Annotated in this window: 18 protein-coding genes; 14 read left to right on the top strand and 4 right to left on the bottom strand. The window is 34.4% G+C overall.

The genetic code is table 11. The annotated features are described in order from the left end of the window. Positions 1-140: 140 nt before the first annotated feature. A complete protein-coding gene (locus tag GQ46_RS02535; RefSeq protein ID WP_044398092.1) occupies positions 141-2,372 on the bottom strand; it encodes an OmpA family protein in 2,232 nt (743 codons plus the stop codon). 223 nt (positions 2,373-2,595) lie between these two features. Beyond that, a complete protein-coding gene (locus GQ46_RS02540; RefSeq protein ID WP_044398093.1) occupies positions 2,596-3,615 on the bottom strand; it encodes a low specificity L-threonine aldolase in 1,020 nt (339 codons plus the stop codon). A gap of 184 nt (positions 3,616-3,799) precedes the next feature. Here GQ46_RS02540 and prfB point away from each other — a divergent pair. The 4 genes from prfB to GQ46_RS02560 all read left to right on the top strand — a co-directional run bounded on the left by prfB (position 3,800) and on the right by GQ46_RS02560 (position 8,270). Further along, a protein-coding gene (prfB, locus tag GQ46_RS02545) for a peptide chain release factor 2 (protein ID WP_156133075.1) occupies positions 3,800-4,907 on the top strand; the annotation gives its coding sequence in 2 pieces (ribosomal slippage) (positions 3,800-3,862 and positions 3,864-4,907; 1,107 coding nt in all). 64 nt (positions 4,908-4,971) lie between these two features. Continuing rightward, the gene (arsC, locus tag GQ46_RS02550) at positions 4,972-5,319 is read left to right on the top strand and encodes an arsenate reductase (glutaredoxin) (RefSeq protein ID WP_044404430.1); all 348 of its coding nucleotides are present in this window, start codon (positions 4,972-4,974) and stop codon (positions 5,317-5,319) included. A 69-nt stretch (positions 5,320-5,388) separates the two neighbouring features. Further along, positions 5,389-5,745 (top strand): ArsC/Spx/MgsR family protein, encoded by a 357-nt coding sequence (locus GQ46_RS02555; RefSeq protein WP_044398095.1) that lies wholly within the window; start codon positions 5,389-5,391, stop codon positions 5,743-5,745. Between the two features lie 107 nt (positions 5,746-5,852). After that, complete coding sequence (locus GQ46_RS02560; protein ID WP_044398096.1) at positions 5,853-8,270, top strand: TonB-dependent receptor domain-containing protein; 2,418 nt, start codon at positions 5,853-5,855, stop codon at positions 8,268-8,270. 150 nt (positions 8,271-8,420) lie between these two features. Here GQ46_RS02560 and GQ46_RS17850 read toward each other — a convergent pair whose 3' ends face one another. Next, complete coding sequence (locus GQ46_RS17850; protein WP_197077328.1) at positions 8,421-8,594, bottom strand: hypothetical protein; 174 nt, start codon at positions 8,592-8,594, stop codon at positions 8,421-8,423. A gap of 152 nt (positions 8,595-8,746) precedes the next feature. On the opposite strand from GQ46_RS17850, the gene GQ46_RS02565 reads away from it, so the two are divergent. The 4 genes from GQ46_RS02565 (at position 8,747) to hutI (ending at position 13,029) form a co-directional block, all read left to right on the top strand. Then, positions 8,747-9,715, top strand: a complete 969-nt coding sequence (locus GQ46_RS02565; RefSeq protein ID WP_044398097.1) for a lipid A deacylase LpxR family protein — start codon at positions 8,747-8,749, stop codon at positions 9,713-9,715. Between the two features lie 59 nt (positions 9,716-9,774). Beyond that, the gene (fumC, locus tag GQ46_RS02570; RefSeq protein ID WP_044398098.1) at positions 9,775-11,172 is read left to right on the top strand and encodes a class II fumarate hydratase; all 1,398 of its coding nucleotides are present in this window, start codon (positions 9,775-9,777) and stop codon (positions 11,170-11,172) included. 209 nt (positions 11,173-11,381) lie between these two features. Beyond that, positions 11,382-11,657: a hypothetical protein gene (locus tag GQ46_RS02575; protein ID WP_044398100.1), complete on the top strand. Its 276-nt coding sequence runs from the start codon at positions 11,382-11,384 to the stop codon at positions 11,655-11,657. 136 nt (positions 11,658-11,793) lie between these two features. Continuing rightward, positions 11,794-13,029, top strand: a complete 1,236-nt coding sequence (gene hutI / locus GQ46_RS02580; RefSeq protein WP_044398102.1) for an imidazolonepropionase — start codon at positions 11,794-11,796, stop codon at positions 13,027-13,029. Between the two features lie 382 nt (positions 13,030-13,411). Here the strand turns inward: hutI and GQ46_RS02585 are convergent, their stop codons facing one another. Beyond that, positions 13,412-14,293 carry a hypothetical protein gene (locus tag GQ46_RS02585; RefSeq protein WP_044398104.1) on the bottom strand — a complete coding sequence of 294 codons (882 nt, stop codon included), beginning with the start codon at positions 14,291-14,293 and terminating at the stop codon, positions 13,412-13,414. Positions 14,294-14,437: 144 nt separating this feature from the next. Here GQ46_RS02585 and GQ46_RS02590 point away from each other — a divergent pair, with 144 nt between their 5' ends. From GQ46_RS02590 to GQ46_RS02615, 6 genes are all read left to right on the top strand, one after another. After that, a complete protein-coding gene (locus tag GQ46_RS02590) occupies positions 14,438-15,463 on the top strand; it encodes a formimidoylglutamase (RefSeq protein ID WP_044398106.1) in 1,026 nt (341 codons plus the stop codon). Next, on the top strand, positions 15,456-15,749 hold the full coding sequence (locus GQ46_RS02595) for a hypothetical protein (RefSeq protein ID WP_044398108.1): 294 nt from the start codon (positions 15,456-15,458) through the stop codon (positions 15,747-15,749). Before GQ46_RS02590 ends, GQ46_RS02595 begins: the two co-directional genes overlap by 8 nt. A 1-nt stretch (position 15,750) precedes the next feature. Continuing rightward, on the top strand, positions 15,751-16,227 hold the full coding sequence (locus GQ46_RS02600) for a GNAT family N-acetyltransferase (RefSeq protein WP_197077329.1): 477 nt from the start codon (positions 15,751-15,753) through the stop codon (positions 16,225-16,227). Between the two features lie 119 nt (positions 16,228-16,346). Next, positions 16,347-18,746, top strand: a complete 2,400-nt coding sequence (locus GQ46_RS02605; protein WP_044398112.1) for a hypothetical protein — start codon at positions 16,347-16,349, stop codon at positions 18,744-18,746. Positions 18,747-18,782: 36 nt separating this feature from the next. Next, positions 18,783-19,904: a hypothetical protein gene (locus tag GQ46_RS02610; protein ID WP_044398114.1), complete on the top strand. Its 1,122-nt coding sequence runs from the start codon at positions 18,783-18,785 to the stop codon at positions 19,902-19,904. Positions 19,905-19,918: 14 nt separating this feature from the next. Then, positions 19,919-21,730: a hypothetical protein gene (locus GQ46_RS02615; protein WP_044398117.1), complete on the top strand. Its 1,812-nt coding sequence runs from the start codon at positions 19,919-19,921 to the stop codon at positions 21,728-21,730. Positions 21,731-21,734 lie beyond the last annotated feature (4 nt).

A 21,734-nucleotide genomic window follows, 5' to 3' on the forward strand; every position in this document is an offset into this window, starting at 1 on the left:
TTAACGACAAAAAACGCATTTAATCCTTAAAATTTAACATTTAATCCTGTTTTTAACGTATTTCATCGTTTAAATAAGCAAAAAAAAGGAAGCCGCGTGGCTTCCTTTTTTTCATGTAAATAAAATATAGATTTTACTACTTAATTAGCATCGATGACTCTAAATTGAGTTCTTCTATTTGCCAAGTGATCTCTTTCTGTACAAGAAACACCATCTGAACATCTATTCACTAATCTCGATTCACCATAACCATTAGAAACAATTCTAGAAGAATTAATACCTTTCGCGATTAGATAATTCGTTACCGCTTGTGCTCTTCTTTCTGATAATGATTTGTTAGACGCAGCAGAACCTCTAGAGTCTGTGTGAGACGCAATCTCTACAGAAACACCATTAGATAATACTGGTAATAATATGGCATCAATCTCTGCCTTAGCAGCAGGAGTTAACGTTGCAGATCCTAAGTTCCAATTTATATTAAGATCGTTGTACTCTACTATTTTGCAGTTCACTTCTTTCCAAGTGGTTAAACCGCCCTTAGTTTGTAACACTTCCTTAGTGACCGTTTTATTGATTGCAGGAATAATTTCTGTTTCTACTCTTGCATCACTGGCTAAAACCGTGCGTGTTAAAGGCATTGTTTTTTGGGGTATTTCAATTTCTACTGTTGTTGGAGGCGCGACCATTACAGTACGTTTCATCGTTTTCGTTACTGCTGGAATATCAACTGCACGTGTTGTTTCGGGTGATAAAACTGTTTTTTTAATTGTTATAGTCTCAGCAGGAACATCAATAGCTATTGCCTTAGGTGGACTTACCATTACTGTGCGCCTCATAGCTGCTGTTTTAGCAGGAATTTCTAAAACTTTAGTAGTCGCTGGTTGCGCCACAATAGTTCGTTTCATGGTCTTGGTTACGGCTGGAATCTCAACAACTCTTGTTGTTGGCGGTGTTACCATTACTGTTCTCTCAACTTGTTTAGTTACGGCTGGTACCTCTATAACTCTAGTTGTGGGTGGAGTTACCATTACTCTTTTAATAACTTCTTTGGTTACCGCAGGAATGTCAATAACCTTGGTCGTAGCTGGACTAATTAAAACCGTTTTCTTAACCCTTTTAGTTACCGCAGGAATTTCTATGATTTTAGTTGTTGCCGGTTGTGTCATCACCGTTTTCTCAACCATTTTAGTTACAGCAGGAATATCTATTACCCTAGTTTTAGCTGGTGTTATAACTACTTTTCTTGTATACGTTTCCATGCCACAATCTTCACTACTGGCATTAACAATATCACAACCTGATCTAGTAAGCACTTGTGCATCAGCAGCTAAAACAGTCGTGTTTAAGGTAATATTTTGAGCGGGTACGTTTTTGTAACACCAATATCTACAATCGTTAGGATCACTAGACGCACAATCTACTGCAGGAGTATCACTCATTCCCCATTTAGCTGTTGCTGGCTTAACTTCAACAACCTGATAATCTGTAGCAAACTTTGCTGGCACTATCGTTAGCGCAGAGCCATATTCTCTTTTCTTATATGGCAAAGTCTCCGTTCCCCATTTTGCAGGAATAACTTCTAAACGTTGACCAGCGTCGGCTACCACAACTTCAACAGTTTCAGTTCCATATTGAGCAGGAACGATTTCTAATTTCGTTGTTGCTGGTTGCACAACAACTTCAACAGTTTCAGTTCCCCATTTTGCAGGAACAACTTCCATACGCTGTCCAGCATCAGTAACAACAACTACTTCGGCCCTGGTTTCATATTTTGCAGGAACTGGTTCTAATTTTTGATACGCTTCTTGAACAACAATAGTCTCTGTTCTTGTTTCATATTGTGCAGGCACAACTTCTAAACGCTGACTAGCTTCCTGAACAACAACTTCAAAAATTTCAGTTCCCATTTTAGCAGGCACTACTGATAGTGTTTGTCCGGCATCTTCAGACGTCACTTCAAAAATTTGTGTTGCATATTTAGCAGGAATAACTGATAATTCTTGGTAACCTACTTTTGTTACCATTTCTTCGGTTGTGATATCTATTGTACCAGCAACTTTTTCAAGCCTTTGCGCTGGTCCTTTTACTTCAACCTCAAAAGTTTGAGTTTCATATTTTGCAGGAATAACTGATAATTCTGTTCCCGCAGATTGAACCACTACTTCTTCGTTTTCTGTCCTGTATTGCGCAGGTACGACCTTTAGTTTTTTGTATGCTGGAGCTACCTGGATTGACACATCTTGATTCACCCATACGTCTGGTGTTATACATCGAACGTAACATTTTCCTGGTTCAGGATTTGTTGGTAAATCTTGTGCAAATGTAATAGTGCACATGACAAAAGACAATAATGTTAGTAATACTTTTTTCATCTTAGTTGAGATTTAAATGGTTAATTTTAACGTTTAAGACCCTAAAAGAGACTTAAAGCCTCTCCTACTAATTTCGCATAAAATTGGATGGAATCAAACTCTGTTACCCTTTTATTAACTAAATACAGACAAGAATTCGATGAAGCGCATATAATTACGCTAAAAAATATAGTAATAACATTAATGCCTAAAAATCAGATATTTATAAAGCAAATAAGTTGTTTTATAGAGCACTTAATAAGTTTAAAAAGACATTGTGCATCTCATTATTATAATCCAAATGTGTAACAATTCTAAGTTTTCCTTGTCCCAAATTACTTATAAGAATATTCTTGCTTTTTAGTGTTTCAAGGAATTTTTTCTCACTTGCTTCAGCATGCAAGCTAAAAATAACAATGTTTGTTTCTACAGGTTCTACTTTATTTACATAAGGTATATTTTTTATAGCAGATGCAATTTCCTTGGCCTTTTTATGATCCTCTTTTAGAATTTCAATATTATGGTCTAAAGCGTATAGACCAGCGGCTGCCAAATAGCCAACTTGTCGCATACCACCACCAAGAATTTTTCTAATTCTAATGGCATTTTTCATTAATGGCTCATCGCCAATCAACACAGAACCTACCGGACACCCTAATCCTTTACTTAAACAAACAGAAATAGTATCAAAAAGATTTCCATAATCGTGGGTCGTTTCCTCTTTTGCAACTAAAGCATTCCAAAAACGCGCACCATCTAAATGCAGTCCCAAATTATGGGTATCACAAACCTTACGAATTTTTACCAATTCACTAAAATCCCAACAGGCGCCCCCGCCTTTATTGGTTGTATTTTCCACTTCCACTAAGGTGGTTAGCGGGCTATGGTAAAAATCCGGGGGATTTATAGCGGCTTCAACCTGCGCTGCCGTAAACATCCCTCTGTCTCCATCTATTAATTTACAGGAGACCCCGCTATTAAATGAAGCACCACCGCCTTCATAATTAAAAATATGAGCATATTTATCACAAATCACCTGATCTCCAGGGTTAGTATGTAATTTAATTGCGGTTTGATTAGCCATTGTTCCGCTAGGAAAAAATAAGGCATGGGATTTATTAAACAGCTTCGCTAAACGTTGTTCTAAAGCATTTACAGTGGCGTCTTCCTTATAAACATCATCTCCTACTTTGGCCTGCTGCATGGCTTCTAACATTCCCTTCGAGGGTTTTGTTACGGTATCACTTCTTAAATCTATTATCATCTATTTATTTTATTGTTTTTCGTTATAAATCACTTCTTAAAGGTTACTAATCAAACTTTTACCTTACACCCGTTTCAATAGGTGCGTATCCTATTCAAATATTTAAGCATAAAACTATAAAATAACTACCTAATACTTTTCAAATCTTGCTATTAATTCTATTTTTGTTTTAAACTACAACACCATGATTACATCAGATCAAATTAAAGATCTTTCACACCGCCTTACTGAGCTAAGGCAATATCTTTGACATTGATGCCAAACGTATAGAAATTCAGAACGAAGAAGAGCAAACCTTTGATCCCAATTTCTGGAATGACTCGAAAGCTGCTGAAGCGATAATGAAATCGTTACGGGAGCAAAAAAAATGGGTTGAAGATTATAACAATGCCCAAACACTGGTCGAAGATTTAGAGGTTATTTACGACTTTTATAAAGAGGACGAAGCTACGGCTAGCGATGTAGAAACGCGTTATAAAAAGGCGTTTGCTGCCATTGAGGATTTAGAATTCAAAAACATGCTGTCTGATGAAGGCGACAAACTTAGTGCTGTACTTCAAATTACAGCTGGTGCTGGTGGTACAGAAAGCTGTGATTGGGCGAGCATGCTTATGCGCATGTATTTGATGTATGCCGAAAAAAATGGCTTTAAAGTCAAAGAGCTTAACTTACAAGAAGGCGATGTTACTGGAATAAAAACAGTAACTTTAGAAATTGAAGGCCTGTATGCATTTGGCTGGCTTAAAGGTGAAAATGGGGTGCATCGCTTAGTCCGCATTTCGCCTTTTGATAGTAATGCGAAACGACACACAAGTTTTGCTTCTGTTTATGTGTATCCTTTGGTTGACGATTCTATCGAAATAGATATTAATCCAGCTGATATTGAAATTACTACCGCACGTTCCAGTGGTGCTGGTGGACAAAATGTAAACAAAGTAGAAACTAAGGTGCAATTAACCCACAAACCTTCTGGTATACAAATATCATGCAGCGAAACGCGCTCTCAACATGATAACAGATCGCGTGCAATGCAAATGCTAAAATCGCAATTGTATGAAATTGAACTCCAAAAGCAATTAGCACAACGCGAGGATATAGAAGCTGAGAAAATGAAGATTGAATGGGGGAGTCAAATTCGTAATTACGTCATGCATCCTTATAAATTAGTTAAAGATGTGCGCTCATCACATGAAACTGGTAATGTAGATGCTGTTATGGATGGCGACATTACGCCATTTTTGAAAGCCTATCTTATGATGATGGGACAACAAGACAAAGACAACGAATTGTAATTAGTAATAACAGGATTTCCATTTTATGGAAATAAAAAGCACCCCGCTTTCTCGGGAAATAAATATGTTAAAAATATACCATAATCCAAGATGCAGTAAGTCTAGAGAAGGCTTAGCTATTTTAGAAGCCTCAGGCAAGACCTTTGAAGTCATAAAATATTTAAATGACCATTTTACAGCTAAAACATTATCAGAGGTCATTACTCTACTAGAAATAGACCCGATTGATTTGGTTAGAAAAAATGAAAGTATTTGGAAAGAAGAGTATAAACATTTAAATTTAACCCCTCAAGAGGTTGTTGATGCGATGGTTAAGCACCCAAAGCTTATTGAAAGACCAATAGTTACTAATAAAGATAAAGCAGTAATTGGTCGCCCACCAGAATCCATAAAACAAATTTTAAACCTATGAAAAAAATAAGAGCTACCCTTAACTAGCTTTCTCTGATTATTAGCAAAACCCCATAAAAATAACTAACGAATGATAGTGATATATCACAATCCAGATTCTATAGAGTCAAACAAATGCATCGAAATTTTAGAAACCAGTAAACACAATCATCAAGTCATTAAATATTACGACAAAGCACTTGATAAGGAAAAACTGATAAAAATAATTAATCTACTTAAAATCTCTCCATTAGAACTTATAAGGACAGAAGAAAAACTTTGGATTGAAAAATTTAAACACCTTATAATCGCTGGTATTGAGTTTTCAAATGACGAACTTATAGATATCATGATTAGTCACCCTCAGCTCATAGAGCGTCCCATTATAATAAATGGTGAAAGAGCAGTAATTGGGAAACCGCCTAAAAAGATATTTGATATTTTGTAGTAAAACACGGACTTGAATACTTTTTAAGCTTTGTTAATTAACATACATTTAACCAAAGCCGTTTAAACCATACTTTATTTTTGCAGTCTTATTGCAAAACTTAAAATATGTATAAAACTATTACAATCGCTTTTCTTTTATTTTTCTCTTTAAATTTAATTGCTCAAAATACTCAAGAAGAAGTCACCATTTCTGGTAAAATCCTTGAAGAATCATCAAAAGCACCATTAGAATACGCTACCATCATTTTTGATAATAAAAATGATGCAAAAGTAATAACTGGTGGTATTACAAATCGAAATGGTGAATACGCCATACAAGTACAAACGGGAAACTATAGCGTAAGCATAGAGTATATTGGATACAAAACGGTATCTCTAGGCGATAAGCGTATTACAAAAGATGAAAATTACGGCACAATTTATTTAGAAGAAAGTGCTGAAGCATTAGAAGGTGTAGAACTTATTGCCGAAACGACCACAGTAGAAATAAAACTCGATAAAAAAATATATAATGTTGGTAAAGACTTAACCGTTCGTGGTGGTACGGTAAGTGATGTTTTAGACAATGTACCGTCAGTTTCTGTAGATGTTGAAGGTAATGTTGCTTTACGGGGAAATGACAACGTACGTATTTTAATAAACGGAAAACCCTCGGGATTAGTCGGTTTAAATTCTACTGAAGCATTAAGACAACTTCCTGCGGAATCTATTGAGCGTGTTGAAGTCATCACTTCTCCATCTGCCAGGTATGACGCAGAAGGAACGGGGGGAATTATTAATATAATTTTACGTAGAAGTAAGTTACAAGGTCTTAATGGCGCGATAACTACAAATGTAGGTTACAATCCTTCCGCAGGAATTAACGGAAACATTAACTACCGAACCGGAGACCTAAATATTTTCAGTACTACAGGATATAGCTATAGGGAAGTGCCTGGAAACTCAAACTCTTCCACTCAATTCAATTCCACCGGAGAATTTCTGGATGAAAATAACACCTATGACAGAAAAAGAAAAGGATTAACTTCTAATTTTGGAATAGAATGGTATGTTAATGATTCCGCATCTTTAACAACTTCTATTCTTTATAGAGACGGTGATGACAAAGACGTAAACACAAACACTTTAAAACGTTACGATAGTAATCGGAATCTACTATCTACCACAATCCGCCTGGATCCTGAGACTGAAATAGACAAAACCATTCAATATGCGTTGAATTTTCAAAAAAACTTTAGCGATAGTGGTCATGCGTTAACTTTTGATTTTCAATATGAAGATAGTCAGGAAGATCAAAACTCCCTCATACAGGTAAATAATATTATAACGAATGATATAAAGACATTAGAAGACCAAAGTCAAATATTATTGCAATCTGATTACGTGTTACCAATTGGAGAAAATAGTCAATTTGAAGCTGGCTATAGAGGGAATTTTGATACAACATCTACTGATTTAGACGTTGAAACTTTAGATGAGAACACTAGCACCTTAGAGATTGATACGGGATTAACAAATCAATTAAACTTTAAACAATATGTAAATGCTGTATATAGCCAATATGGAAGTAAATTTGGGAGTTTTTCCTTTTTATTAGGGCTAAGATTAGAAAATACAAGAATTACAATAGATCAACCTACATCTGGATCTTTAAATAAAAAGAATTTTACAGGTTTGTTTCCAACTGTAAATCTAAACTATGAATTTACAGAAGATGAAAGTATAACTTTAGGTTATGCGAGAAGATTGAGACGAGCAAGAGGTTATTTTTTGAATCCGTTTCGTTCATTTTCCAGTGCTACAAACTTCTTTCAGGGAAATCCAGACTTGAATCCAAGCTACTCTGGACAATTTGATCTGGGCTACATCAAGCGGTTTGGTAAATTCACGTTTAACTCCTCTGCGTACTATTCACATGCAACAGATGGTTTTAACTTTGTTAGCTTTGATACTGGTGAATTTGCAAACGTAGATGGAGAGCAATTGCCAATCATTGTGCGCACGCCAATTAATTTAGCTACAGAAGATCGCTATGGTTTTGAATTTACGTTAACTTATAATCCATCAAGAAAATGGAGGGTAAATGGTAACTTTAACTTTTTCCAAAATGAAACAAAAGGGACGACACCAAACGGTCTGTCCTTAGACAACACTAATAACAGTTGGTTTGCTAGAATAAGTAACAAATATACTTTGCCTGGCGCTGTAGACTGGCAAACTAACCTTGATTATAGAGGACCAAATGCTGATGCACAAAGTCAAACCGAAGGTATTTTTACAACAACGATGGCCTTTAGTAAGGATTTGTTTAATGAAAGTGCATCAATAGCGTTTAATGTTAACGATTTGTTTAATAGTCGAAAACGTCAACAAACGACCACTACTCCAACATTTACTGCCTTTAGCGAATTTCAATGGAGAGAACGTAGCTTTAATTTATCGTTTACTTATAGATTCAATCAGAAAAAGAAGCAAGAACGCCGTGGTGACTATGGAGGTGGTGATGAAGGTTTTGAAGGCTAAATTTTTTGTTTACAACAGTAAGCAGTGCTTACTCATTAAAAAAAAAGCCAACAGCCCAGGTTTTAAAATCACTTAGTACAAAGAGTAAAAAAAATAAAAGGGGAAATTCAGTTTGAATTTCCCCTTTTTTATATCGTAAAATAAAGCTAACTACTCGTTACGCTTCGCTTTTTTTTCTTCTCTCATTTCTTTAAGACGCTCAATTAAACTGCCGCCAATCCAGTAAGGAATAACAAAAGTTAATAAAAATATCATCAACCAAAAACCTATGGTTAAGATGGTTAAGAATGCTAAAAAGCCTAAATATTGGTCAAATTCGAACATAATTGCTAGTGTCTTGTTTTAAATCTACAGCAAAGATAAGTTAAACTGTTTTTTTACACAATATAAAGTTTGTAATTATTAACAGAGTTGTTAAGAAGCAGCATTCTTTCTTAAAAAAAAAACCAACTTGGGTAAAAACGCGTATGTTTTGCATGCACAAAAACCTTTTATCTTTACTCGTCCTTTTGTTTGTTCCATTTTTTGGGTTCTCCCAAAAAATAGATCATTTGGTTTCTTACAGAGACATTGATGCTACAGATTATTTTAGATTCAACTACGACAATGATTATTTTGCTGCTACTGATGAGAATTATACACAAGGCTATAATTTTGAACTGGTTTCGTCACATTTTGAAAAGAATCCCATTAATGCACTATTTTTCAAATGTGATACTGTGAACACTAAAGTGAAGTATGGTCTAGCTATAGAACACATTGGCTTTACACCAAACAATTATGCGAGTCCAAACATTCAACGTTTGGATAGACCGTTTGCAGCTGCAATTTACTTGAAATCATTTTATATAGCGACGAACACTACATCCAAAATAAGAGTTACATCATCATTTAATATAGGGCTTATTGGCCCCGGTGCTTTTGGAGAAGAAATGCAAGTTGGTATTCATGAAGCTACTGGTAATAAAATTCCAAGAGGTTGGAAAAATCAAATAAAAAATGATCTTGTTTTAAATTACGACTTAGGCATAGAAAAACAACTGTTTGAATATAACAGACTATTTTCTATGCAAGCTAATGCTAATTTAAAACTAGGCACTCTTTTTACAAGTGCTTCAATTGGTGCTTCAACGCAAATAGGCATTATAAATTCAGTATATCAGCCTCAAAAGTCAAACAAAGCGTTTCGCTTATATTTTTATTCAGAAATAAAAGGGGCTTTTGTAGGCTACGACGCTTCTTTACAAGGTGGTCTTTTTAACAGGAATAGTCCTTACACGATTGCCTCTAATGACCTAAGACGTTTTACTGGTCAGTTAAATTATGGTATTGTTTTAAAAACAAAAACAATGTATTTTGAATACACCAGAACTACCATTACTAGAGAAATCAATTCTGTAAGCGCTGCCAATTGGGGAGGAATAAAAGTTGGATTTACTTTATAGTTTGAGGCAAAAAACAGGTCTGAATTTTGTAAATTTGTACTCTAAATAACCAAAATCACATGGAATACAGAATAGAAAAAGACACGATGGGTGACGTACAAGTGCCTGCAGATAAGCTTTGGGGCGCACAAACAGAGCGTTCAAGAAATAACTTTAAAATTGGGGCACCAGCTTCTATGCCTTTAGAAGTAGTTTATGGTTTTGCCTATCTTAAAAAAGCAGCCGCTTATACCAATTGTGAATTAGGTGTTTTAGCAGAAGAAAAACGAGATTTAATCGCTCAGGTCTGTGACGAGATTTTAGAAGGTAAACATGATGACCAATTTCCATTAGTCATCTGGCAAACCGGTTCTGGTACGCAATCTAATATGAACGTGAATGAGGTGATTGCAAACCGAGCACATCAAATTGCTGGAAAAGTGGTGGGTGAAGGAGAGAAAACAATTCAGCCTAATGATGATGTTAATAAATCGCAATCCTCTAACGATACGTTTCCAACGGGTATGCATATTGCAGCCTATCATAAGATTGCTAAGAACACGATTCCAAATATTATTAAATTACGTAACACCTTACATGATAAAACAATAGCTTTTAAAGATGTAGTAAAAATTGGTAGAACGCATTTAATGGATGCTACGCCTTTGACTTTAGGTCAGGAATTTTCGGGTTATGTATCACAACTCGACCATGGCTTAAAAGCTTTAAATAATACATTACCACATTTAGCTGAATTAGCTCTAGGAGGAACTGCCGTTGGTACCGGTTTAAACACACCCGAAGGTTACGACGAATTGGTTGCAAAATACATTGCGAAATTCACCAACTTGCCTTTCATCACTGCCGAAAATAAATTTGAAGCGCTAGCAGCTCATGATGCGATTGTTGAATCTCACGGAGCATTAAAACAATTAGCAGTCTCACTTAACAAAATAGCTAATGACATTAGAATGATGGCTTCAGGACCACGTTCTGGTATTGGAGAGATCATTATTCCTGCGAATGAGCCTGGAAGTTCAATTATGCCTGGAAAAGTAAATCCAACGCAATGCGAAGCCTTAACCATGGTATGCGCACAAGTTATGGGTAATGATGTGGCCATTACTATTGGAGGCACACAAGGACATTATGAATTAAATGTATTTAAGCCTATGATGGCAAGTAACATTTTACAATCTGCACAACTATTAGGTGATGCCTGTGCCAGTTTTGAAGAACATTGTGCTGCTGGTATTGAGCCAAATCACGATGTTATTAAAGAATTGCTAAACAACTCTTTAATGCTTGTTACTGCTTTAAACACCAAAATTGGTTATTATAAAGCTGCTGAAATAGCAAATACAGCTCACAAAAATGGAACAACCTTAAAAACAGAAGCGATAAATTTAGGCTATGTGACTGCTGAAGATTATGATGCTTGGGTAAGACCAGAAGACATGGTTGGTGGTTTAAAATAATTAGAGAAATAAATTAAGATAAAAGCCCAATAAACATGTCGTCTATTGGGCTTTACTAATTCGTTAGTTAGTTTATCTTGAGAAATTTAGTGGAAAGTCATTAATAACAAGTACTTGATACTAAAATTTCGTTTTGGTGGCCAGATTCATCGCTGTAAAACAAAATAAAATAGCTTTTCAATTTTTACATTTTATTCTATATTTGAAGTATGAAAGACAAAATAAATGATCCGAAATTTAATATAATACTCATTTTTATTTTTGAAATTATTGGCAGTACTATTGCCTTTACCGCAGATTATTCGGGCGCAGGAATGTCAGCAATTATTATTAAATGGATTCCCGCTATCATTGGACTCCTCACTATTATTGTTTATTTTGTTTCCTCACTATTCATTAAAAAGAATAATTGGATTATTACGCTCATTGGTATCATTCTTATAATAAGCGTGGCTGTTAATATTCATCTCACAAATTTCAACTAAACTACAAATAACTAGTATTTTAGAGCTTACCGTGGCCTATTCTAGCGGATTCCTTCAATTAATCCAATACAACACCCCTTGTTTCTAAGATATTGTCCCTAAATTTATACTTTAAAATATACTTACAAAGTGCACTATGTCTATTCTAATAAAAAACATTAAAGAGTTACTTCAAATTCGTGATCACGGTATTTTAAAAGTTGAAGGTCATGACATGAAAACCCTTCCAACTATAAAAAACGCCTATCTTCTTATTGAAGACGATACGATTGTTGACTTTGGAAAAATGGAAGATTGTCATAATTATAATCCTTCAGAAACCATCGATGCTAAAGGTAAAATAGTGCTTCCAGCGTGGTGTGATTCGCATACACATATCGTATATGCAGGAAATAGAGAACAAGAGTTTGTAGATAGAATTAATGGACTGTCCTATGAAGAAATAGCAAATCGCGGGGGTGGTATTTTAAATAGTGCAGAAGTCCTTCAAAATACTTCGGAAGAAACACTTTATCAGCAATCCGCAAAGCGTGTTGAGCAAGTGATGCAATTAGGAACTGGAGCCCTTGAAATAAAATCAGGTTACGGCTTATCTATAGACGCAGAACTTAAAATGCTTCGGGTTATCAAACGAATCAAAAAAAACTTTCCTATTAAAATAAAGGCCACTTTTTTAGGTGCGCATGCACTACCAAAAGAGTATAAAAATGATAAACAAGGGTATTTAGATTTAATAATCAATGAGATGCTTCCGCAGATAGCAAAAGAAAACTTAGCTAATTATGTGGATGTATTTTGTGAAAAAGGCTATTTTTCACTGGAAGATACCGAAAAAATATTAGCCGCTTCAAAAGCGTTTCATTTACAACCAAAAATACATGTGAATCAATTTAATGCGTTTGGTGGTGTTGCTTTAGCCGTAAAATACAAGGCATTAAGTGTAGACCATTTAGAAGAATTAAACCAGGAGGACATTGATGCTTTAAAAGGCAGTAACACCATGCCTGTAGCCTTACCATCCTGTTCCTATTTTTTGAGTATTCCTTATACACCGGGTCGTAGAATTATTGATGCTGGTTTACCATTAGCCTTGGCAACTGATTACAACCCTGGTTCTACACCCTCTGGGAACATGAATTTTGTAGTGAGTACTGCCTGTATTAAAATGAAACTCACTCCCGAAGAAGCGATTAACGCAGCAACTATAAATGGTGCCTATGCCATGGGAATTAGTAATGTATGTGGAAGTATTACCAAAGGAAAAAAAGCAAATATTATAATCACAAAGGAAGTCCCTAGTTATAGTTTTTTGCCTTATGCTTTTGGAGAAAACCATATAGAGCAGGTTATTATCAATGGACTATGCCTTTAATTTTATAAGTAATTTCCGCTTTATACAATTTTGCAAACAAACTCATACTACTAACTTTAAAATCCTTTGTAATTATCTAAAGCTGTTACCTTATGGAAAAACAACTGACAGCAATGACTTCTACTCTATTCTCATGAAAAAAAAGGGGGTTTTATTCTGCAACATACATTTTTTCTAAAAACTGTCGTGCTTTAAAATAAACAAAACGCAGGTGCCTTGTATATCGGTATTTATAAAATGAAAGGAGCAAACATAAAGGACATTCTTTAAACTCGATTTGGCAAATTCGTGAGGCCTATATTATCTCATTTAAGCGCATAAAAAAACCTGAAAGCAAATATACCTTCAGGTCTTTTTAAATATTTTATTAAATCTAAGAATGTTATCTCAATTCATATATTGCACTCGAAACGATTTCTTTTCCATTGAAAACATTAATTTTATAGTTTCCTTCTTCAAAATCTTCACTAGCTCTAGAAACGTACTCACAAATTGGTAAGCTTTCATTTTCGTAATTGAACTTGCTAATCACACTATAGCTAAGTGTTTCTTCTCCAAAAGTAATTTGCTCGTTTGCTCCCAAAATGTTGTTTTTAGGGTCAATAACTTGTACATACAATTCTTTATCTCCAGCTGCTACTAACTTATTTTTAGCAACCGTAAAACAAATCTTAAGTTTATCACTACGTCTTGCGCGATCAGTAGGGATTTGTTTTCCAGAACTACGCTCAATAACTCCTGTTATTGTTAAGGTATTCGTATTTAAAGTAGAGGCGCTTTCAACGACATCAGCTAAAGTCGTGTTTTGTACTAATAAGGAGTCCGTGAACATTTTACGTTCATCTAACTGTATTTTAGTGCTATCCAAACTCGTTGCTAATGATTGGTTTTCAACTTTTAATTGATCATTCTGTGCTAAAACAGCAGTCATTTCTTTCTGTAGCGCTAAATATTTTTTCTTATAGCTCCATAAACTTTTTAAGTTTGTTTCAGATACTTTTAATGAATCTATTAAACCATCAATACGTTGCTTAGCTTCAATTAAATTTTGATTGGCTACAGTGTTTTCGCTCAATGCTACGTCATATTGCGCTTGCATTTCGGTCAACTCGTTCAGTACTTTAGTTTTTTCTTCTACTAATATTTTTTCATTTTCCTTTTTTTCAGTATATAAAGACGCCGAATAGACCCCTACTCCAATAAAGAGAGCGATAGCGATTCCTAAAGCGACTTTTAATCCTGTATTTACTGTGTTGTCTGCCATAATTGTTTTGTTTTTAAGGTAAAATTTAAATTTAAGGGTTAATTTTTAAGTGTGAAATTTAAGTTTTTCTTTATTAAATTTAATGTTTGTTAGTTCTTTTTTTAAATGTAAATTTATTTTTTTTTATAACCGTTTATAATTGTGATGGATACACTTGTGTTAATGACCCAATCTAAAATTGAAAATTTAATTTCTAAACGTCCTTTAGAATCTAAATTTGGTGAACACGTAAAAGTATTGTCTTCTATAACCAAGAATATATACGAAGACTTAAACCTTTTAGACGTCAAGTATGTTATTTTAGGATTACCTGAAGACATTGGTGTGATTGCAAATTACGGAAAACCAGGCGCCTGCGCTACTTGGGATGCTACTATTAAAGTTTTGTTAAACACACAAAACAACGCTTTTAATACTGCTAAAAATGTCCTTATTCTGGGCCATTTAGATTTTACTGCCGAAATAGAAAAACTATCCAAGTGGCAACAAGATACTAAAAAATATAGTGTTAAAGCTAGGAAAGTAGTAGCCGAAATTGATAAAAGCGTTTGTGATGCCGTTTACACTATTGTAAAAGCGGGTAAAATCCCCATTCTCATTGGAGGCGGTCATAATAATGCCTACGGAAATATTAAAGGAACTTCTCTCGCTTTAAAGCATAAAATAAATGCTATTAACTTCGATGCGCATTCAGATTTTAGAGCACTGGAAGGTCGTCACAGTGGTAATGGTTTTAGTTATGCTTTCGCAGAAGGGTTTCTGAACAATTATTTTGTATTCGGTTTACATGAAAACTATACGTCGGATACTATTTTAGAAATTTTAAAAGAAAATAAAAAATTACAGTACACAACTTTTGAGGCTATAGAAATTAGAAAGGATTTAGCTTTTAAAGCAGAAATGAAACGCGCTAAAGAGCATATCGCTAAAGGTGAATTTGGATTAGAAATTGATTGTGATGCGATAGAAAATATTCCTAGTAGCGCGCAAACCCCAAGTGGATTCTCAACTACCAGAGCAAGGCAGTTTGTAAATTACTTTGGAAAACAAAAACAGGTTGCCTATTTACACCTATGTGAAGCGGCGCCCACTAGCGAGCAAGAGTACCAAGTTGGTAAATTGATAACGTATCTCATAACAGACTTTATAAGGGCCAATAGCTATGAATAATCGTATAAAAATAGAAAAGATAAGATTAAATCTTAACCTAGGTATTTTAGTCTATTTCTGCTTTATTATTGGTGTATACTATTTTAAAGTTGAAACACAAATTGTCAAAGTTATTGGAGAGTTATTGACCATTCCTGCGCTGTTAGGCTTAGTTGCTATTCCTATTTGGGCTTTAATAGATAATTTCAGGAACAAAAACGAGAACACATCTAGATACGTTGTTACTCTTTTAATAACATTGCTCACATTTACCTTATTGTTTGTTGCAAATTCATATTTGAATTAAGATGAAGATTGTTCCCTTTAAAAACGAATATTCGAAAGAATTTTACAATTTAAATACAGAATGGCTTAAAACCTTTTTTTACGTCGAACCTTTTGATGAAGAAGTATTATCTAAACCTGAAACCTATATTATAAACAAAGGGGGCTATATCTTTTTTGCTTTACTAGATAATAAAGTTGTGGGTACAGTTGCTTTAATGCCATTACCAAAACAAGAGGCTTTCGAACTGACTAAAATGGCCGTCTCACCCAAACATCGCGGACATAAAATTGGTCAGAAACTAATGCAACATTGTATTGATTTTGCAAAGACAGAAAACTTCAACAGACTACTTCTCTATTCTAACACAATTCTCGAAAACGCCATCTATATCTATAGGAAACATGGTTTTATTGAAATTAATGTAGAAGCAAACTGCCCTTACGAGCGTTGTAATATTAAAATGGAATACGTTCTAAACCGCCCTAAAAATAAATAAAAGGGTGTTTTTCCTGTATATAATTTAGTTTTTACACTCCCCCAATAATAGGTATTGAACTCTTGAAAACTATTGGTTTCAGTTATACTTTTGAACCATAATTTAAGAATACATATCTTATGAAAACTACAACCTCAAAAATAAGAATAGAATTAGTACTATGCTTCTTAGTAACTTTTATCACACAAACACTATGTGCACAAAACTTTAGTGGCTTACAGAATAAAGATTTAAATAAAATAGATGATGTAACAGGAGTACTTAGTGATATTCTTTCCAATTTTAATGGTAAAATTGACAAGGCCACTGTAACATACGACAGTGAGCGAACATTAAAAGTAACTGTACATTTTTCTGGTACCCAAGATGGCTATTTTATAGCCAATGTATTAGCTGGCGATAAAACCAGCCAGCGTGAAATTTCTAAAATTGAATATTCACTAGAAGGAAAATCTAGCCCATTAGAACTAGAGTTCTTTTTATCTGAAAACGCCACTGAAGGTACAGCGCTATCCTCTGCCTATCTTGAAATTAAATTATCCGAAAGTAAAAATAAGTTTGTTAAAAAGACCTTTTTATATGCTTTAAACAAGAACTGGAAGAAAGATATTAGTCCTGAAAATCTTATCATACCAATAACGCTAGAACCTATTGGTAGTGCCGCAAATTTAAAAGAAAACATTAAAACTATTGTCTTACCAATAAAAAAACCTGTATTAAAATACGACAGGTCAAAAATTAAAAATGTTGCTTTATATAAGCCAAGCAGGGCCGTAACCAATGTTAGAACTCTTAAAGCAGAAACGCCTACCTCAACCAATACTTCTACTATCGATGGTACATGGGAAAACACCGATAAAAACACAAGAAGTATTACAAAAATTATTATTTCTAATAATGGTACAAAAATTCAAGCCTTTGGTAAGTGCTCTCCTAAAGACTGTGATTGGGGAACGACAAGATTATCATCGAGCAGAGGTACTTATTATGCCACTTTTAAATTGAGTAATGGCACATCCTCTTTTAATTTTTCTATAAAAGACAATGTTATGAGTAATACACATACAAAAGTCTATAAATTGGCTTCAAAACCTAAAAAAACGACTAACAGTACGTTCAAAAAACAAATTACTCCGTTATTAGCTGCAGTTTATTATCCTTCTCTAACGACAACAAGTACAACTGCTACAACAGAAACTACTCCTCCAGCAGATATGCAAGCGCAAGGACCAGACAATCAAGCCATATCATTATGGGAAGATTTAGTTGCAGACAATGATTTTGAATTTCCTCATGAAATCACAAATATAAGAATGGATATTTATCCAGATAAAAATAAAGCTTCTGGTATTTTTTATTATTTGCCAACAGCATATCACTTAAGATGGAATAAAGATGAAGGCTATAATTTTAAAATGACCTATGGTACAGCAGATAATGCTGAATCTACTGGAGATGTAAGAATGACAGGGACACTAACACCTGGAATTACCTCTAATGAAGTGGCTTTAATGAAATCGCTACTAGAATCTTATGTAAAAGACAATCCGCTTTACACGTATAAAGAATTAAAAATAATGCCTTTACAATCTGTACCTGCAATTTCAATTTCAGCGGGATTAGAAGGCCATTACAATATTCCTGCAAATAAAATTAACGTCTCCGTATCATCATCTATTACAAACCCTATTGATATTTCTTGGGTAACCGATAGCAATACTAAAGAAGAAATGCAAGTCTCATTAGCACAAAGTATTGGTATTAATGGAGAAATGACTTTAGTACCTGATAGTGAAACTGTTCCTAGCCAGCTTATTCCAGTACGAATAACAATATCAGACCCTAGAACTATTGGGCGTTTTACTTTAACTCCAAACCAATGGAGAAATGAAAACTGGGTAAATACCACAGATTTTCCTTTAAGACTAAAGAAGATACATGCGTTGATTATTGAAAAGCAAGGCAATAAATCTATTCCATTAATTTATTCTTGGGATTTAAATGATACTGAAGTTCCCTCTAAAGCTAGTGTAAACTTCAATACATCCAAAATGCCAAGTTGGATTGAAACTGAAAATAAAACAGAACGTATCTGGATTGATTATAACATTGTGGATTGCACCTCTTGTGTTAATAAAGTGATTGATAATCTTATTGATGGCACAATAAGTAAGGAGAAAAATATCTCTTTCGAAAGCTTCAAAATATTCGATGCTACTAACGCGGCTTTCTTAAAAATAAGAGTAAGAGCTATACAAGCAGATCCTAAAAAAGAACGCTTAATAGAACTACCGCCTGTTAGAGTTACAGAAGATTTATCTGTCTTCTCGACAGGACCTTTATACTTATCTGATGAAGAAGCACCAAGTTTTGAATATTACTTATCTGTAGTTATGGATGATGGTGTTGTGTACGATGCAGCAGATTGGATTCCTGCCAGCGATGTAGAAGTCTTTATAGGCATGCAAAATCTAAAAGCTGCAATTCCAGAGTTAAATACACTAATTACAGAAGACTAAATATTTTTATTCACCTCTTTATACTACAACCTCATCATGATTTCTAATAGAAACCTATTCGTTTTATTATTGATTACTTCATTTACTTTCTCATTTGGGCAGGCAAATTTAGACTCGAAACAAGTCATTGATGATCTTGTCATTTTTCAAGATTATAACGATGCTAGCGTCTACTATTATGCGCCTCAAGGTTTAAAATTAGTTGTAGATAAAGCAGGGAAACCTAGTTTCAAATTTATACAAATGCGTTACACAGGAACGCGTGCCACTACAGATCAAGGGGATTTCCGTTTTAAAAGTCTCATAAGTCTTAAAGTCGCCCAACACGTGCCAGAAAAAACGAAGATAGACAGTATTAAAAACGTCTTATTGCAACGTGGATACCCTGTTACAACTTTTAAAAGTATGGGGTTAAGTAATATAAATGCAAAATTAATTCATGCTGCAGATGCTTTTATAGATTCTACAAAAACAATTTCTAATGGCTTTTTTGAAGAAGCGACTATGCCAGCTCAAAACACTAATTGGAAAGAGCGTGACTTTACTATTCGACTTAATAGTAAAGATGCTCAAATATTCTGGGAAGGGTTTAAAAGTAATCAGCCAACAATAAGTGTTGATTACAGCTTTCACGCTAAAGTCTTTAGTAATAATAACAGCGCTCTAATAGTAGATGGTAGTGAAGCATTTGAAACCGCGATTATAGCGAGTATAGCAGAAAAAGATAGTACGCGTATTAATCTTAAAGAAGTGATTGTGAATGCTGGTGCAATACCAATAGTTATAGACACAGAGCGTTGGCCTGATCTTATTAAACAAATTGATATAAATGAGCAAATACCTCCTGATTACGCTGTAATAGACATTTACTGTTATGATTTTAATAATGAATTAAGAGCTGATTTGTATGCAAAACGCATAGAAATAAAAGCGACGGGCGTTGGAGGAAAAGAGGTGAAAATAAAAAAAACATTTAAGTATGATACCCCTGAAGTGTATGCTCAAACCACTCAATTTATGAATGCTATAAAATTAAGTGAGCCATACCTATACAGAATTACCGAGGTTTTTCATGACGGAAGCTATCACAAAACAGATTGGATAGCTAAAGCATCCTGGAATGAAATTCTCGACATAACAACAAAACCAAAACATTAATAAAATTAGAAATCATGAATACTATAAAAACACTAAAAGCATTTGGTTTACTATTCTTAATGAGTTTTCATCTTTTTGCAACCGTAAAATATGATGAAGGAAGAGTAGAAATAGATGGCATTCAATTATTACAAGATAGCGAAGATGATAACGCTTATTACTATCTCACAAGATTTGTAAGGTTATCTCAAAAAGAAGACGGCAGCTATGAATTACTCTGCATTAAATATGTTGGAGAAAACGAAGATTCTAGCGGCGGGTTGTTTCACGCTTTAGTCGAGTTTTCATTGCCTCAAGACATTATTAATACCGTTCAGGCAAAGCTTAAAGCGCAAATAGGAGAAAATGCAAGAATAGTAGGACCTGTACCCATGCAACAATATACTAAAGACGGAGAAAAAGGCATTGGTAAGTTTGACGTGGTTTCTTCTATTTTAACTGATACCGAAGGAGAAAAAGCGTTTACTAGAAATGTGTTAACCTCAGGATTTGCACCGTTATTACCCAACTCTAAAGCAGCTATTGCTGCAAAATTAAATCCTAATGGAGCAACTCTATTGTGGGAATCATTAGTAGGTGGTGGAACATCTGATGTTTCGGTCTCTGTTCATGGCTATTATGAAGCTGTGGTAAAAGGATATAATGCTATCATCACTGCTGAGGCGAGTACTATTTACGAGCATTACAGCAAACTTAGTAATTTTCAAGAAGGTTTTACAAGAGAGCAAATGCGAAAAATCACAAATGAAATGCTTCAAGACCAAGTATTAAACATAGAAGTGTTTGATAGGTCTGAAGGCTTAGGTATAGATAATAAAGCGATGACAAGTATTTTAGATATTGTTAGCGAACGCATCATAGAGTTAATGTTTGACACCCAGACCGGTTGGGCTCAAAAACCTGTTGAAGAAGTTGCTGTTGAACTAAATCAAATTAAAGGGAGACAAGATCGCGGTTGGTTTGATAACATCTTTGGTGGAAAGGACAATACAGAGTATTACTCAGACAACCAATATGTAATTAAAAGAAGAGAAGATATTCGAATGAACAAATTCTACCTTAACCTTTCTAAAACGACGACAATAAAAGTACCTATTCATACTTCGGGAAACCTAGGTGGTTTATATAGTGAAATGCAAAATGATGACCGCTATTTTAAAGTTATTAATCTTGCAGATTCAGATTTTCAAAAAAGGGCTGTACATTTTCAAATAGATGGCGAGTTTAAAGATGCCTTTAATGAACTCTTAAATTCTGTATCGGTTTCTTTCAAAAAAGTCTATGGTGGTGATACAGATGATGCCACTGGTAGCTTAATCTTTACAGGAAAAGATGTTTCTGAAGGTAAAGACTTTAAGGCGCTCATCTATCCGAGATTAGGAATAACCAGTAGTGAGTGGTTGAATTACGACTATAAAATTAGCTGGAATCTAAAGGGAGAAGAAAAACCAATACTAATCCCCAAAGCAGTTGATTTGTGGAAAGCCGGAAATGCCTCATTAACAACATTAACCCCGCCATTTAAAAAAAGAACTGTAGAAATAGATGCTGATAAATCTGGATTTAAAGAAAGTGGAATACGCTCTGCTTCTATACGTTTTTTCACAGTGCTTAATGGCGATGCAATTCCTCATAAAACACTAATAATTAGAGATACAGATACCGAAAACACGTCTAAAGTTAATTTGTTTTTTGATGAAGGAGAACCAATTGCTTATCAAATAACTTGGTATAGTAAAAAGGGAAAGTATTCAGAAAAAATTAAAGCGTTAGATCAAGACTATTTATTTCTAATCACACCGTCTACTGAAGACTTTAACGATTAAAATC

Source organism: Lacinutrix sp. Hel_I_90 (assembly GCF_000934685.1).
Lineage (GTDB): Bacteria > Bacteroidota > Bacteroidia > Flavobacteriales > Flavobacteriaceae > Lacinutrix.